The sequence below is a fragment of the Nostoc sp. DedQUE07 genome (genome assembly GCF_034530975.2).
Classification (GTDB): domain Bacteria; phylum Cyanobacteriota; class Cyanobacteriia; order Cyanobacteriales; family Nostocaceae; genus Nostoc.
On record NZ_JAVRCC020000003.1, the window covers coordinates 1 to 16,588 of the forward strand.

Annotated in this window: 13 protein-coding genes; 6 read left to right on the top strand and 7 right to left on the bottom strand. The window is 39.6% G+C overall.

Annotated elements, in window-relative coordinates:
- Positions 1–758: DUF416 family protein (locus tag RMZ95_RS02630; protein WP_409882136.1), on the bottom strand; the 758-nt coding region annotated here is incomplete at its 3' end.
- A gap of 193 nt (positions 759–951) precedes the next feature.
- Here RMZ95_RS02630 and RMZ95_RS02635 point away from each other — a divergent pair.
- The 3 genes from RMZ95_RS02635 to RMZ95_RS02645 all read left to right on the top strand — a co-directional run bounded on the left by RMZ95_RS02635 (position 952) and on the right by RMZ95_RS02645 (position 2,784).
- Positions 952–1,626, top strand: a complete 675-nt coding sequence (locus RMZ95_RS02635) for a HupE/UreJ family protein (RefSeq protein WP_322685761.1) — start codon at positions 952–954, stop codon at positions 1,624–1,626.
- A gap of 163 nt (positions 1,627–1,789) precedes the next feature.
- Entirely contained in the window at positions 1,790–2,353 is a 564-nt protein-coding gene (locus tag RMZ95_RS02640; RefSeq protein WP_322672688.1) for a hypothetical protein, read from the top strand.
- Between the two features lie 53 nt (positions 2,354–2,406).
- Entirely contained in the window at positions 2,407–2,784 is a 378-nt protein-coding gene (locus tag RMZ95_RS02645) for a DUF2358 domain-containing protein (RefSeq protein WP_322685760.1), read from the top strand.
- Between the two features lie 268 nt (positions 2,785–3,052).
- Here the strand turns inward: RMZ95_RS02645 and RMZ95_RS02650 are convergent, their stop codons facing one another.
- On the bottom strand, positions 3,053–3,742 hold the full coding sequence (locus tag RMZ95_RS02650; protein WP_322685759.1) for a Uma2 family endonuclease: 690 nt from the start codon (positions 3,740–3,742) through the stop codon (positions 3,053–3,055).
- A gap of 546 nt (positions 3,743–4,288) precedes the next feature.
- On the opposite strand from RMZ95_RS02650, the gene bchB reads away from it, so the two are divergent.
- Positions 4,289–5,815 carry a ferredoxin:protochlorophyllide reductase (ATP-dependent) subunit B gene (gene bchB, locus RMZ95_RS02655; protein ID WP_322685758.1) on the top strand — a complete coding sequence of 509 codons (1,527 nt, stop codon included), beginning with the start codon at positions 4,289–4,291 and terminating at the stop codon, positions 5,813–5,815.
- Between the two features lie 862 nt (positions 5,816–6,677).
- Here bchB and RMZ95_RS02660 read toward each other — a convergent pair.
- The 3 genes from RMZ95_RS02660 to RMZ95_RS02670 all read right to left on the bottom strand — a co-directional run bounded on the left by RMZ95_RS02660 (position 6,678) and on the right by RMZ95_RS02670 (position 8,536).
- Positions 6,678–7,478, bottom strand: a complete 801-nt coding sequence (locus RMZ95_RS02660) for a hypothetical protein (protein ID WP_322685757.1) — start codon at positions 7,476–7,478, stop codon at positions 6,678–6,680.
- 285 nt (positions 7,479–7,763) lie between these two features.
- A complete protein-coding gene (locus RMZ95_RS02665; protein WP_322685756.1) occupies positions 7,764–7,946 on the bottom strand; it encodes a hypothetical protein in 183 nt (60 codons plus the stop codon).
- A gap of 77 nt (positions 7,947–8,023) precedes the next feature.
- Positions 8,024–8,536 (bottom strand): hypothetical protein, encoded by a 513-nt coding sequence (locus RMZ95_RS02670; RefSeq protein WP_322685755.1) that lies wholly within the window; start codon positions 8,534–8,536, stop codon positions 8,024–8,026.
- Positions 8,537–9,111: 575 nt separating this feature from the next.
- On the opposite strand from RMZ95_RS02670, the gene RMZ95_RS02675 reads away from it, so the two are divergent.
- Entirely contained in the window at positions 9,112–12,282 is a 3,171-nt protein-coding gene (locus RMZ95_RS02675) for a plasmid replication protein, CyRepA1 family (protein ID WP_322685754.1), read from the top strand.
- A 322-nt stretch (positions 12,283–12,604) separates the two neighbouring features.
- On the opposite strand, the gene RMZ95_RS02680 is transcribed toward RMZ95_RS02675, so the two are convergent.
- Positions 12,605–12,919: a hypothetical protein gene (locus RMZ95_RS02680; protein WP_322672695.1), complete on the bottom strand. Its 315-nt coding sequence runs from the start codon at positions 12,917–12,919 to the stop codon at positions 12,605–12,607.
- A 165-nt stretch (positions 12,920–13,084) separates the two neighbouring features.
- Between RMZ95_RS02680 and RMZ95_RS02685 the strand changes: the two genes are divergently transcribed.
- A complete protein-coding gene (locus RMZ95_RS02685; protein ID WP_322685753.1) occupies positions 13,085–14,905 on the top strand; it encodes a tetratricopeptide repeat protein in 1,821 nt (606 codons plus the stop codon).
- Positions 14,906–15,149: 244 nt separating this feature from the next.
- Here RMZ95_RS02685 and RMZ95_RS02690 read toward each other — a convergent pair whose 3' ends face one another.
- Positions 15,150–16,364: an FAD-dependent oxidoreductase gene (locus tag RMZ95_RS02690; RefSeq protein WP_322685752.1), complete on the bottom strand. Its 1,215-nt coding sequence runs from the start codon at positions 16,362–16,364 to the stop codon at positions 15,150–15,152.
- Positions 16,365–16,588: the final 224 nt, after the last annotated feature.

Here is a 16,588-nt window from a genome sequence, read left to right on the forward strand (position 1 = left end):
AGACTTTTACCACCATTTTCAGAAGAAGTACGCAGCCATTGTAAAAACTCACCAGTTAACGTGGGAGTTTCTCGCAAGCACCGCAAATCTTCGCTTTGTTTTGCCATTTCTCGTACTGTAAACGGATGGTTGGAAACTATTTCTACTAGTTCTTCGTGGGACATGTCTGCCGAGTATTCGTCTTCACACTGGCATAAATAATCTATATACTCAAAAAGAGTTTCATGTATTTCTTTTGCTACTGAAATAGTCTGTTGTGTAGTTGGATCTAAACAAAATTCTAATTGTAATAGTTGTTCGTGTGGAATGTCTTGCGAGTTTTGGTCTTCAGACTCGCATTTTAAATAATCTATATATAGAAAAAGAGTTTCGTCTATTTCTTTTGCTACTAAAATAATTTCTTGCGGAGTTTGTTCGAGACAAAGTTCTAAAGCATTGAGAATTGCATCTGCTGCTCTCTGTGATTCTGGAGTGTCTACATTGTCATACTCAGGGTAGCTTTCGTCGCAATTAGAGTACAACTGACGAAATCTAGACGCATCAATCTTTTTTCCTGCTAAAAATTGCCAGATTTCATCGAGTGCTACTCTAAATAAATCTTCTCCATCCCAGTCATCTTCTCTAATTGTTCGCAAGTAAATATCATAGTGTGGATACAATCTCTCGCAACAAGCTGCCGCAAACGCCACTTGATGCATAGGCACAAGAGCTTCTAGTTCTAGCTCTAATATATCGAATTCACCGTATTTGAGATTCATTTTTATAGTTTAGTTGTATTGTCATTTGAAACGATCGCTAATCAACGATCGCATCTTAAATTTAAATTGCTAGTGATTATTAATACAGTTGACGATCGGGGCTGTTCCTACAACTGCGGCTTTACATAACTGTTAGTTTTTTTTGAAAGCTGGGTAGTATAAATTACCGAAAAAACTAATTTGGCATATAGTGATGTTCAAAACTAAATTATCGCAATTCCGTGCTTCACCAGAATTTTATACCTCAAAGTTAATGCCTCGCCATGTTGGGGCGATCGCAGCTTTAATTTTAATTAGCTTACTGAGTTCATTGAGTGGAACACCATTTGACCATAACATCTCTAACGGCTGGGAAGCCTTTGTCTGGGGATTGGCAGATCCAGTAATTAGTTTAAATTGTTTAGTTGGTATTGTTGCAATTGGCTTACTCTCATCTGTGTTTGTTCGTGGTGCTGCGATCGCTGGATGTTTTGTCTTGGCAACAGTTTTAGGCATTGTAATTCATATATTTCAGCTAGATTTACCAGGCACAGAAATAGCCATCGCCATTTCTACCATCGTTTTTGGTACTATGCTGATGATGCCAAATCAACTAAACTTTCTGGTGTTTGCTCTGGTGGGCATCAGTGCTGGTTTATTTCAGGGTTACGCTAATGCTGAATCTATTGTTAATGCAGGAACAATATCAGTAGTTGCCTACATACTAGGTATTGCCTTAACTCTGTTTGCCGTTGCCATGAGTGCTAGAGAAATTGGTGTTGGGATGGGTATGGGAGAGATAAACCGAATTTTACTCTGGAAAATCAGCCTTGCTGGTTTCGCGTTGTGTGCGATCGGTATCGTGTTTTTGAGCAATTCGCTTATTTAAAATTTAAATCAGATATTTCAATTCAGTGGAATACATTCATTCGTGGGGGCGTACACCTAGCTGTGCGCCCCCACTGCGTTTTCAGATTGGACAAGCAAGCATTCTAGTGAATATGTTGATGCACCTCTGCGCTAATCTAGAGGCTATATATAAATAAAAAGTTATGACACCTGAAGAAGTTGCGGCTACGCTTACAGAATTATTTGACACATCGGCTGTTACTACGACTGCTCCTGGATCGTGGCAAGTAGACACTCCTACTTTTCGGCTGTTGGTGCTGCTTTCCGAAGATAATACTTGGCTGCGAGTTTTACTGCCTATTCTGCCCATCCAAGAAGCCCAACCATTTTTAGAACAGTTCCTAGAAGCCAACTTTGATGACACTCAAGAAGTACGTTACGCTTTGTATGAAAGAGTAATTTGGGGGGTATTTCAACATAACATTGATACTTTAGTGAGTGCAGATTTATCCAATGCAATCAACCGACTTTTATCTCTCCATCAGGCTAGATTAGATAATGTCTTTAATCAACTAATTGAAAGCCGCATCCGGCAAATTATTCAGGCAGCAAAACAGCAAGGACAATCTCTGCAAGCTACCATGCAAAGCTTAGAACGCTTTTACGCCGAAGGAATGATGGGCGAAATAAATCAAACTTCACAAGGACGAGAAGAAGTCTTAACTGCTTGGCGGCGTCAGTTAGAACGTTTATGGAATGAGGGTTAATTTCAGTTTTTCAGTTTTCATATTCAACCAATTTACAGATATATTTATCTATCATGAATCTCGTTGAAATCCTCAAACAAGACTATCAAAGATTCCCAGTCAATCAAACTTACAGCATTTATGCCCCAGAGGTTTATTTTCAAGACCCGATGAATAAATTCCGTGGTGTTAAACGTTACAAAGCAATGATTAATTTTATCGAAACTTGGTTTTTAAATCCCAAGATGGACTTACATAATATTCAACGTTTAGGAGACACAATCAAAACTGAGTGGACACTTAGTTGGAATACTCCTCTCCCCTGGAAACCACGGATCTCTATTCCTGGTTGGAGTGAATTAGGTCTTAACTCTGATGGTTTGATTGTCTCCCATATCGATTATTGGAACTGTTCCCGCTTAGATGTGGTGAAACAGCATTTTTCCTCTTGAAAAGTGGGTGATTCAAATAATAAATATAACACCATCAAAATCTTCATGGTTGGTAATGAGGACTTTAGTCTTCTCTGACGAGATCCTACGCAAACAAAATTAGGACTGAAGTCTTGCTATTACACTAGATGTAATAACGAAAGCCATGAATTATTATGACGGCTGCCAAAAATTCTGAAATATCTGCTGAATTAACTATACATACTAAAGCAGAAGAATTTGGTGTGCAAACATAATTGGTTAAGATATTTTACCTATTTAGAAAGGGTTAATCACTACCCAATTTCTGGATAAAATCCCCATGTTCAGCAGACTGCAAACCTGCTTGTAAAACCTTCAACACACCCTGCATATTACCTGCTAATAACTCCGTCGCCGCTAACCACAACCCTGGAAATACCCGACTTTGTAAAATGCCTTCATTGTCAGGTACTAATTCCAGATATTCACCCTGTTCCAGAGAAAACCAAGTCAATTTTTGGTCTAAAACTTGCCAAACTATATATTCTTTAACACCATTGCGACGATAAGCCTGTTTTTTGCCATGAAGATCGATAGCCGCACTACTAGCAGCAATTTCCACAACTAACTCTGGCGCACCTTCAATATAATCATCTTCACTCAGCCGCGTTTGACCACCTGCTTCCGGTTCAATCAACAGAACAATATCGGGTTGAGGTTCGTTATCTAAGTCTAAGCGGACGGTAGGTTCAACTCCCAACGCTACACCAGGAGTCGCAGCTTCGTAAGTACCAAGGCATGTCAAAATCCAACCATGCGGTTGACCGTGACTTCGGAAACGCAAAGCAGCAGGCATAATATAGACAATCCCTTCGATTAATTCAGCTTTTTTCAGGTTAGGGGTGGCATTATAGCGACGCTCAAATTCGTAGCGGGTGAGTTTGTCGCCATTTTCCAAAGGAGGAATTGTCCAAAGCTGGGAGGGTGTTTTCACCATATTTCACCATAATTGTTGTGAAAATGAGCTTGTGTACATCTTAGCGAATTAGGTAAAAACGCTGCCGACTAGGGAATGAGGGACTTCTGACCTCACGTCCATTCCTCTCTCCTAAAAGGAGAGAGGCTTTGAATTTTACTCTCCAAGGCTAGTAGGGAAGGGGCTGTTCTTGTTAGGTCTAATTTACTGAAACATTAAGATTTTTTTACAAAATCACCAGCAATGTTGTTGAAATTGATAGCTGTATCCCAAGCAGTAAATAGATTTCAGCCATATCGCCTCCCCTAAAACCCGCAACAAACCTTATTTTTTTTCAGCCAGCAGGTTTGAGAAAATCAGAAACGATTTAATAATCAAGCAGTTATAAGTAAATGGGCTGAATTAAAGATAATACCTCTCTCCAAACCTCTCCCCTTCTCTACCAACGGCACACTGGGCGATGCCTACGGCGGTAAACTACGCACCAAAGGGGTTGATGGTAAGCTCTATCTTATATTTTTTACGCCCATTTACTTAGTTATTTGAGTTTAAAAGGGAGACACAAACATGAAATTGGCTTACTGGATGTATGCTGGCCCAGCCCACATCGGCACTCTGCGAATCGCTAGTTCTTTTAAAAATGTTCATGCGATCATGCACGCCCCACTTGGCGATGATTATTTCAACGTCATGCGCTCTATGCTATCGCGGGAAAGGGATTTTACTCCGGTGACAACCAGTGTCGTCGATCGCAACGTTTTAGCACGCGGTTCCCAAGAAAAGGTGGTAGATAACATCACCCGCAAGGATGCTGAGGAACACCCAGATTTGATTGTGTTAACTCCCACCTGCACCTCCAGCATTTTGCAAGAGGATCTGCACAACTTTGTCGAACGGGCGCAGTTGGAAGCGAAAGGTGATGTAATGCTGGCGGATGTGAACCACTACCGCTACAACGAACTGCAAGCCGCCGATCGCACTTTGGATCAAATTGTCCAATACTACATTGAAAAAGCCCGGAAGCGGGGCGAATTGGCAGAGGGCAAAACAGCAAGACCCTCAGTTAACATTATCGGTACTACCACCCTCGGTTTCCACAACAATCACGACTGCACCGAACTCAAACGACTGATGGCTGACTTGGGGATTGAGGTAAATACCTTAATTCCCGAAGGTGCTTCGGTAAATGACTTGAAAAAGATGCCCCAAGCCTGGTTTAACCTAGTGCCTTACCGCGAACTCGGTTTGACCACAGCCCGTTACCTGGAAGAACAATTTGGCACACCTTATATAGACATCACTCCAATGGGCGTAGTGGAAACTGCCCGTTGTATTCGCAAGATTCAGCAGGTAATTAACGCTCAAGGCGCAGAAGTTGACTATGAAGACTTCATCAATGAGCAAACCCTCCATGTATCTCAGGCTGCTTGGTTCTCCCGTTCGATTGACTGTCAAAACTTGACTGGCAAAAAAGCTGTAGTCTTTGGTGACAATACCCACGCCGCCGCTATTACCAAGATTCTGGCGCGAGAAATGGGAATTCATGTTGTTTGGGCTGGAACCTACTGTAAATATGATGCAGATTGGTTCCGCGAACAGGTTAGTGAATATTGCGATGAAGTGCTGATTACAGACGATCATGGTGTAATTGGGGATGCGATCGCTCGTGTCGAACCCTCTGCCATTTTCGGCACGCAAATGGAACGCCATGTTGGTAAGCGCTTAGATATTCCTTGCGGTGTAATTGCTGCACCCATCCACGTCCAAAACTTCCCCATTGGTTACAAACCATTTATGGGTTACGAAGGGACGAATCAGATTACAGATTTGATCTACAATTCCTTCACTTTGGGAATGGAAGATCACCTATTAGAAATCTTTGGCGGTCACGATACCAAAGAAGTTATTACTAGGGGAATTTCTGCTGATTCTGATTTGAATTGGACAAAAGATGGTCAAGCAGAATTGAATAAGATTCCGGGATTTGTGCGCGGGAAAGTGAAGCGTAATACTGAGAAATTTGCGCGCGATCGCGGTTTCAAAGAAATCAACGCTGAGGTATTATATGCCGCGAAGGAAGCTGTCGGAGCTTAATAATAATTCAGCGATCAGCTATAAAACTGATAGCTAGAATTCCATAGAAGAGTGTTTTTTCAAATAAACACTCTTCTACTTATTATAAAATAATGTTTTTTGCATAAACTAATTTATTAAAAATGGTGTATTTATGAACAATAATCAATTATGCAGCAGATTGAACGAAAATAGACTGTACACCAGATTAGTTACTACACTCAAGATACTTCAGTTTGTCGGCTTTTTTATTGTAGTCATTTTTTTTATTATAATATTTTCAATATTTGGTCGAGCTTTAAGTTTTGGTGGAACTAATATATTTATTTTATTACCTTTAATTTATGTGATTATTCCCTGTATTATTATATATATTCTGACAGCAGCTTTAATAGCAATCATTGACCTATTAAGCCGTATAGAACGGAATACAAGGCCTGAATAATAACTGAGGAAAATCATACATTGAAAGAGTTTTGTTGAGGAAAACGTGCTGTTACAACGTCCCCAAGCTGTAAAGAACGAAGAGAATATAAATCTAGTGTAGCACTGAGAAATTTGCCCGCGATCGCGGTTTCAAAGAAATCAACGCTGAGATGTTGTATGCCGCGAAGGAAGCTGTAGGGGCTTAGTTTCAGAGCTTAACAATATCAGCAGTCAGCCTTGGAAGTTGACTGCTGATATTGTTATGTGAGTAGAGCTAGCAAACTACTTAGTCTTTTTGTTTAGTGTTTTGATTAGTTCAGTAATGAACTTCAATTGGATTTGGGAAAAGTAACTCGATATCATTACTAAAAATGCTAGTTATATTTGGTAACAAGACTGAAAAGTTTCTTGCTTTTGAGTCTGTGAGAATTTATTGCACAGTTGGGTTAACTGAAGCTTAATTTAATGTTTGTTTTTGGATTTGTTCCCATTCTCCTTGAATACTTTGTAATGTCTTTAAGGTACGATTTAAACGAGCTTTCTTGAACTCAGGAGTCTCTTTTTGGAATAAACTCGGAGAATTTATTACTTTATGTAGTTCAGATTGGGTGGAATGCAAGCGATCGCTCAAACAGCGTTCAAAGATTTCATCATTACCACTGCTCACATTTTCTACTAATTGACGATATATATAATCTTTAGAACTGATTTGACCTTTAAGCTCAGTATTAACAATTTCCTCAATTAACTTATAGTAGCAGTCAGATAGTGCAGTTGACATATCTGCTGCTAAATTATTTTTTTCAGAGGTAGAGGGATCGGATATTTCTTCTTTAATTGGCGTTACGAAAATTTCCTTATAATTAGGGAATTCTTCTTTAGTGGGTGTTGGTAAAGTTTTCCGAGAATTTGTAGGTGAAGAATTTGCTTTAGAATTAGATAAGTAATAATCTGCTAAAGAGCCGCAGAGAAACTCTTCACGAAAGCGGTTTATTTTGGCACGTGACTGGATTTTGCGGTAACGACGTTTCTGATACCATAAACCAGAAACTAGTAAGCCTGCGATCGCTCCTATGCCAACTCCTGCCATAGCAACCTTGCCATCTTCTAAAGCTTGATTTTGTTGCCCAGATTCAACAATCGGATTGGAAGATGTACTTTGAGTAATAGCATAGTTACTGGCTGAACTTAGCTGTATGCTAGTGGCGATCGCCGCAGCCGACAGTATCAATCTAAATACTAACTTTGATTTCCACATAATTTTACACTTTAAAAATATGTTGTCTATTTCTGGAGACTAACCGCCTCCCCAAGGAGTGAATAGTTAATAATCAAACTAACTAGATATCTCTTTTACTAAAGAAGTTCCACTTCACTTATATAAAAAATAAACTTTCTCAATAGTAGTTTCCACAATATTTTCTTATTTTTTAACATTATTTGCGGTTTAGGAATCTTGACAAAGCCATATATTAATATTATTTCTCAAAGTATCTGTATGAGGTATTTCTTAAAATGGTGATGATTTATAGCGATCGCATAATCAAATAGCATTGAGTTCGGTAGGCAATAGTCGAGGATGTGCGATCGCTGCTAGGCTCTCCTTTGGTATCGCATATTGCTGAACATAAAGTCTATAAATGACATTAAATTGCAGGTGCCATAGCAGAATTTGGCATAAATAGCACCAGTACCTCATCGGTAGTGTAGTGTTAGAGATTGTCATAGCCCATTGTATCGCCTCTTGGATTTGAAAGATATGAGCCAATAAAATGTAAACTTTCAAAGACTTGCACCAAGTTTCTAACTACCTTGCTCTTTAATTTCTCTGTGTGTAGTTCTATTTATAGAATAGGTGCTTCCCCGAAAGCTCAACTTATGAGTTGCTTGTGGTGTAATGATTCCAGTCGGTTGGATATTAGGATCGGCGCCAACAACATAAGTACATCCCCGAAAGCTCAACTTATGGGTTACTGATGCTGTGGTTTCCCCATCTAATTTGGGGTTGAGGTCATGACGATAGGAAGCTCCACGGTAGATTAAGTGATAATCTGGTTCTGATTTGAGTACTGGCTGTTGTGTAGATTGTGTTTCTCTGCTGACTATTTTATTTGTATAATACTCATAGCTTGCACTGATAAGAATAAGAATTAATAGTAGAAGTAAAATCTGCCAAGGAGCTAACATTAAACCAAAAATCAGGCTGATAGCTGCAAATACAGTTACTAAATGTGAGATTTCATTATTTCTATTTTTGAATAAAAAATAGCCAGTGATGAAACAAACACACGGAAAAATGAAAAAGTACAAAGCCATATTTCCTACATTCGCAACTAAAAGCAAAGGGTTTATAAAGCAGATTGAACTTAATTTTAAAAGTTGTTGTTTATTTTACCTCCAATCAGCTTAAGAAGTTACCGTGCTACTGGAGTAAAAGTTTTACGTTGAGGTATCTGTATTAGCTGCGATCGCAAAGAAAAATTAATACTCAAGACTATCTCAAACCTTTGGAGCGGAGTTTAAGGGTTATGTAGAGTGAGCGTTTTGTATTTATTCAGAGAGGTTACAGGCGTAGTATAGGGTGGATGCTCAGTGTAAAGCTTTTGCTGAAGTATATGAAGATATTACCTCATAGCGATGTTATAGGGCGATCGCATTCTTTAACGCAGAAATTTACTGATAAATAAAAATTAAAAGCGAACAAATATCACAATACAAAATTATTACTTCGGGGATCTAATAGGCAGAATAACCCACTACAGTTCTAACCGATGTGTCTCCAGCAACGAAGTAAAAAAAGCATCACAAAAGCCTCGCAATCTCGCGTATTAAAAAAAAGCAGATGCATGTTACTGTTTTAATCTCATTGTCTTCCCTTCGCTCCTTTCCCTATGCATCTGCACTATTTACACCCCCAACACCTTGAAGAATTAGTCAAAAGTAGTGGTATAGACTTACACTTAGTGCATCTCAATTTTAGATCGCTCCAAGGTGTAACAGCTTACGAGTACCTGTTGATTTCTGAGCTACTCCCCCGCACCAATACCGGAATGGTGAAAAGTAGTTGGTTGCAGCGTTACGCTCACATTACAGAAGGTGGTTGGTGGTGTTCGGGACTAGACCCTCTGAATAATTGGCAAATGATGGAATGGGGATGCTTTAAGCCAAACCAACCCCGACAAAATCACAATGGCAAATCCATCAAGTACGAGCATCCCCCTAGCACGTCAACGCGGGTGTTTTGTTTGCGGGTAACGTTGCAAGTGTGGCAGCAAGTCGCTGGGCGTTACAATCTGGTCATGCCTGATAATATCACCATTACTCCTGATGGCGAGGCTGAAGGCTTTTGGCAATGGGTGATGCAACAGAACATTCCCCTTATCATCTGCGAGGGTGTAAAGAAAGCAGCCACATTGTTGACGCAAGGATATGTAGCCATTGCCATTCCCGGAATTACCAGTGGTTATCGGGTTGTGAAAGATGAATTTGGTAAAGTTACCCGTCGTCAGCTAATTCCCGATTTAGCCGCGTTTGCAATTACAAAGCGCAGCTTTTACATTTGCTTTGATTTTGAAACTCAACCCAAGACAATTGCTGCTGTAAATAATGCTATTTCTCAACTTGGCTGTTTATTTCAGCAAAAAAATTGCCCTGTAAAAGTCATCGAACTTCCAGGAATAGAAAAAGGGGTTGATGAGTTTATTGTTGCTAAGGGTGCAAATAGTTTTGAGAGAGTTTATCGACAAAGTGTTGATTTAGAAATCTATCTTGCTCAAACCAAACCCCACACCGAGTTAAGTATTCCTGCTGCACTTATCTTCAACCGTCCTTATATAGGTGAAATACCTTTCCCCACCTCTGGATTAGTAGGAGTCAAATCAGCGAAAGGAACGGGAAAAACTACGGCACTACAAGGCGTTGTTCAACAAGCAAAAAGTCGAAATCAACCCGTTTTGTTAATTACTCACAGAATCCTACTTGGACGATTCTTGTGTGAAAAAATTGGTATTCAATGGGGAACACATAAAGAAGATGGGGAGAAAAAGATTAATAAAACACTTACCCCTGCTCCTCCTATACTGCGCTCTCTATTCCCTCAGCAATCTCTCGGCTTGTGCGTTGATTCGATTTGGAAACTTAACCCAGAACATTGGCGGGGAGCAATAGTAATTTTAGATGAAGTAGAGCAATCTTTATGGCATCTGTTAAACAGTAATACTTGTAAGCACAAACGTGTAAAAATATTAAAACTATTCCAGCAACTAATAGCGACAGTTTTAACAAGTGGCGGGTTAGTAATTGCTCAAGATGCTGATTTGTCAGATGTTTCACTTGAATATTTACAGGGATTGGCAGGAATTAAATTAACACCTTGGGTAGTTCTCAACCAGTGGAAACCTCAGCAAGGTTGGGACATAACTTTTTATGATTCACCGAATCCAACACCGCTAATTCACCAACTAGAATTGGATTTACTTGCTGGACGTAAATGTTATGTTACTACCGATAGTCGGGCTGGGCGTTATAGTTGTGAAACAATTGAACGTTATTTGAAAGAAAGGCTACAAAAATTACGGCGACAATTTCCTAAAACTCTGGTGGTTAGTAGTCACACAACAAATACACCTGGTCACGCAGCAGTTGATTTTATTGCAGCAATCAATCAAAAAATATCTGAATATGACGGCGTTTTTGTTACCCCTAGTCTTGGTACAGGAATTAGTATTGATGTCCAACATTTCGATCGAGTTTATGGCATTTTTCAAGGGGTAATTCCTGACTCAGAAGCAAGACAAGCGTTAGCAAGAGTCCGGGATGATGTACCGCGTGTTGTCTGGTGTGCTAAACGAGGTATTGGTTTAATTGGTAGTGGAAGTACAAATTATCGCTTGTTATCTGATTGGTATCAAGAAAATCAAAAAGAAAACTTAGCTTTGCTGAGTCCCCTACATAAAATAGATGTGGATTTACCCTTAGTTTATGACCCGATTCATTTGCGAACTTGGGCAAAGTTATCTGCAAGGGTAAATGCTTCTATTCGCCTCTATCGGCAATCGATGCAAGATGGTTTGATTGCTGATGGGCATCAAATTCAGGTGCGGAGTAATGCGGTTCACAATAATATTATTCGAGATTTACGCCTAGCCTTTTTAGCAACCGATACCGATGATTTAGCTACCCGCAAAAGGTTAATCTTAGAAATTGTTAAAGTTCAAAAAGATTGGGCACAAAGTCGCCAAAAAGCTAAAGAAATTAAACGTAAAATTAAAGAAATTAAGCAGCAAAACCAACTATCGGTAGCTACTGCTGTCGCTAATGCTAAAGATATCGATTATGTAGAATATGAGCAGATGTTAGTTAAGCATTCCCTAACGGATGGAGAACGCAACCAAATTAATAAATATGTTCTTAGACAAAGATATGGTGTAGAAATTACTCCTTGGCTGAAATTACAGGATGAACAAGGATATTATCGTCAGCTGTTAATTCACTATTATTTAACTCACGAGAGCGAGTATTTTCACGTTAGAGATGAGCAAGAATGGCATCAGCAATTGTCTTGGGGTGAAGGAAAAGTTTTTCTTCCAGATTTAAAAACTTATACGCTCAAGATTGAAGCTATGAGAGCATTAGGGATGCTTCAGTTTCTCGAAGAAAAACGCGAATTTCATGAAAACGATACAGATTTGATATTGCTGAAAAATATTGCTTTTCAGCATAGTAAGCATGTTAAAAGAGCGCTTGGTATTAATTTAGTCGGCGAGAAAGAAAAAGTTTCAGCCATAAAAATACTTGGGCGACTACTAAATCTATTAGGTTTGAAGCTAAAACTAGTGAATCAGGTTTATCAAATTGATTTAGAAACACTACATGATGGTAGGGAGAAAATATTTGCTGTTTGGCATAAACGAGATGAGTTGATGTTGGCTCATGTTAAGAGTGTTGGTTATGAGTTACCTGATTATTCTTCAGACTGCAAATTTGAAATTATGCAGAGCAACTCTGAAAAGGTAGACGATAAATTATCTTCTACATCTACTCTGTCTTTATCTCAGATATAGCAATTATCAATTGTTTTATCGCAAAAGCATTTTAGGGTTTGTAATCAGGGAACTCCAAAAAAGAAATTATCCAATATTGTGGGGTGGGCATCTTGCCATTAGTGTCAACTTAAGCTGAAACTCCTTTAAAACCTTGTTTCCAGGCAAAGTCGGGAAATGCTGCTCTGCTGCGAGTCTTGAGGCAGAGCCTCAAGGACGGCATTCCCAGTCTCCGACTGGGAACGAGATAAAGACCATAGGCGATTAGTTGATGTCTTGAAAGCTAAATAGAACTAACTAAAACCCCTCCTGAAGAACTTTTCAAGAGGATTTTTGTAATCGCCTACTCCATTGGATCGTCTCTGCCAATGCCAAGCTCGCGCAACTGCACTCTTACACTATCCCAATCTTGCCCGCAGTAGTAGTATTTTTTTTGGCGTAAGTCTGCTAGATAGTAGCCAACTTTTCCGCCATTAATCCGAAATAACTCAACAACAACTTTCTTTTTAGTTGTGCCAAACATGAATTCAATATCGCCATCTGGTAAATTTAATGGGTTGTAAAAAGTTTTACCTTTTCTAAAATGCCAGTAAGACCTTTCGGGTGTGATTTTGCGCTCAATGACTCGAAACCTAATGGGGTGAATTATGCTGTTCATAACTTTTAAGCTTTAATTAGACTTTCAAATAAATGAAACCCGTTCGCGCGATTGAAACAAAAAATGCTAGCAACCGGCACAATAGTAGTTGGAATAATTTTAAAAACATATCGTTAACAATCCCAATGTTTTAGGCTAGAGAATGTCAAAAGCCAAAAAAGTTATATGAATGCAGAAGATTTTTTTAACCAAGGATTAAACCAAAATTTGCAAGGAGACTATCAAGCCGCGATCGCAGCTTACACCCAAGCAATCAAGTTAAATCCTGACTATGCCGAAGCTTACCATAATCTAGGGCTGATTTTAAGTGGTCAACTCAAAGATTATCGCAATGCGATCGCTAACTTTAATCGCGCCATCGAAATTAATCCTAATTTTGCCATAGCCTATTACAACCGCGCTAATGCTCGTTACTTTTTAGCCGATTATCAAGGCGCAATCGCAGATCATAACGTCGCATTACAAATCGATCCCAATCTAGCGCAATCTTACCACAGCCGGGGGAATGCCTACTTTGCTTTGGAAAACTACGATAAAGCGATCGCAGATTATATCCAAACAATCGAAATGAGTACCCAATTAGCTGATAATATCAATATTGATATTGCTAACGCTTATCATAATCGCGGCGTAACTCGTTTTGAACGTGGCGATCGTCAAGGAGCAATTGCAGATTTTCAGCAAGCTTTACAATGGCATCCCCATTTTGCCGCAGCTTACAGCAATCGCGGTAACATCCACCATATTTTAGGCAATTATCAAGAAGCGATCGCTGACCATAATCAAGCATTAAAATTAGATCCTAATTTGGCGGAAGCTTATCATAACCGAGGTAATGCTCACTACGCTTTAGCAGATTATCAAAGTGCGATCGCAGATTACAACCGCGCCCTAAAAATCAATCCCAACTTTGCCGGAGCGTACTATAATCGGGGTTTGGTGCTTGCTCACCTCAAAAACTATCATGAAGCAATTGAAGATTTTAACCAAGCATTAAAGCTGAATCCTGATGATGTGCAAGCTTATTGTGAGCGAGGTCTGGTTCGTAGTACTCTTGAAGACTATCAGGGTGCGATCGCAGATTATGACCAAGCATTACAAGAAAATCCGACTCTAGCTTTAGTATATGGCTTTCGCGCTAATGCTCGTCGGCGATTGGGAGATTATCAAGGTGCAATTGAAGATAGTAATCGCCTATTACAACTCAATCCTAATTTAGCAGAAGGATATTGCGATCGCGCGGCGGCTCGTCGTTCTATAGGAGATTATAAAGGCGCAATTAAAGATTACGATCGAGCATTGCAAATTAATGATAACTTAGCCGCAGCTTATTATGGTCGGAGTATTGCTCGTGAAGCCCTGCAAGATTTACAGGGAGCAATTGATGATAACACTCAAGCCATAGAGCTTGTTCCTGATTTTTCTCAAGCGTATTGCAATCGAGGAAATGCTCGTCGTCTTTTAGGAGATGAACAAGGAGCGATCGCAGATTATAACCAAGCATTAAAAATTAATCCTGATTTAATTGAAGCATATTACAACCGAGGTTCCACTCATTATGCTTTAGAAGCTTATGAAAGTGCGATCGCAGATTACACCCAAGCTTTGCAAATAAATCCCCAATCTGCTGCATTTTATAGCGATCGCGCTAATGCTCGCTATGCCCTAGAAGATTATCAAGGGGCAATAGAAGATTACAGTCGAGCGATCGCGATCGACCCCAGCTTTGCCGAAGACTGGTACAATCGGGGCCGTAGCCGTTCTCTGTTGGGAGACTTACCAGGAGCGGTTGCAGACTTAAACCAAGCCTTACAGCGTCAGCCTAATTGGGCTTCAGCTTACATTCTTCGGGCAGATGTCTACCGGAATTTGGGAGACTCTCAGGGAGCAATTAAAGATTTTCAGAAATCCGCAGACTTATATTACCAAGAAGGGAATATTCAGTATTATCAACAAATTATTGAGCTAATTGAACAGCTTAGATGAGGGGATTTGTCATTTGTCATATCATGTTCGCTTGATTACTTATTAAATCTGAAGAACCCCACCCCGCCAAAGCTACGCTTCGTCTCCCCTCCCCGCAAGCGGGGAGGGGATTAAGGGGTGGGGTGCAATGACTGTGGAAATCATAACTAATTATGCGAACATGATATCATTTGTCATTGGAAAGAGGCAGAGGGGGAAGAGGTAATTTTATTCTCCCTCCAGTCCCCTGCTTCTTCCCCACTTTCTACTCCTTTGTTTCTTCAAAGCGAAAGCGTTCCATAAAACGGCGGTCAATCCAATCTTTGTAATGCCACAAGAGTTTGTGGGGTGGTAAAGTGAAGATGCCTCTGGTTGCGATCGCTCGTTTGTCCCCTGTACCAATTAAACTCAAATATTGTTTCTGTGGCTTATAAGGTTTGAGTGGCTTGCCTAATAAAATTCGCTGCAAATTCTCAAACAAAGGTTTACCTTGTCTAACAGCAAATACCCCAGCTTTCGGACGCGGATGATTTACCATTGTGGCAATGTCACCAGCAGCAAATACCTGCGGGTGCGTTTGAGATTGCAACGTGTCTTCTACCAAAATAAAACCTTGCTCATCAGTTGCTAGTCCAGCATTTTTTAACCATTCGGGTGCTGATGCTTGTGTTACCCAAAAAATCTTATTGAACTCTACTGTCAAACCAGATTCACATTTAATTTCAAATACTTCTTTAGCTTCATTATGGGTTTTAGGTGCAATTTTACACACAGATTCCCCCAGATGTAACTTAATACCTCGGTAAGTTAAAATGTGCTGAAGTTGATGCCGTACTGATTGATGATAATTGGGCATCAGTTCTTGTCCACGCTGGAATAAATGAATTTCTAGGTTTTGAATAGGTTGTTGAGTTTCATCCAAAATCCGATGTAAACGAGATTGCATCGATAGCGCTAATTCTACACCACCAGCGCCACCACCTACGATCGCAATCCTAATTGGTTCTTGAGGATTTTTACCTACGGTTTCAATTAGTTCATACCAATGTTCTAATAACTGCGATACTGGTTTAGCTGCGATCGCATATTCTGCCGCACCTGATACAGACAGTATGGCCGGAGTGCTGCCAATATCAATAGACAGCATATCAAAATCTACCGCAAGTCCGTTATCACAAAGAACTTTGTTGTTTTTTAAGTCAAGGGCAACTACTGTGTCAATATACAATTGTACTTGAGCAAAGTTCGCCAAGGGTTGCAAGTCAATATGGCATTCATTGTGGCTGTAAAATCCGGCAATATGTCCTGGTAACATCCCAGAGTAGGCTGTCTCTGATGCTGTGGTAATCAGTATCAAGCGTACTCCTGTTAACGGTTTGATACCGAACATTTTTATAACAATAGCATGGCTGTGACCGCCACCAATTAACACCATATTTTTAACTATTGATTGTATATTTTGCTGAGGTTTAATAGTCATTTTTAGTTAATCAATGATTATAAATAAATCAAAATTATCATGACCAGAGTTAATTGTCCGTGAAGACTAAAGACTAGTGAATACAACTGATTATTGGAAATGTCTACTTAAGGAGGAAGTTATATTTTCCATTTTGTAGTTTCCATAAATAAATTTCAGTAGTAAATATGTATGGAAAAAGGAGAACTGTAAATAATTTATTCCATAAAAATTAGATTTTGAGA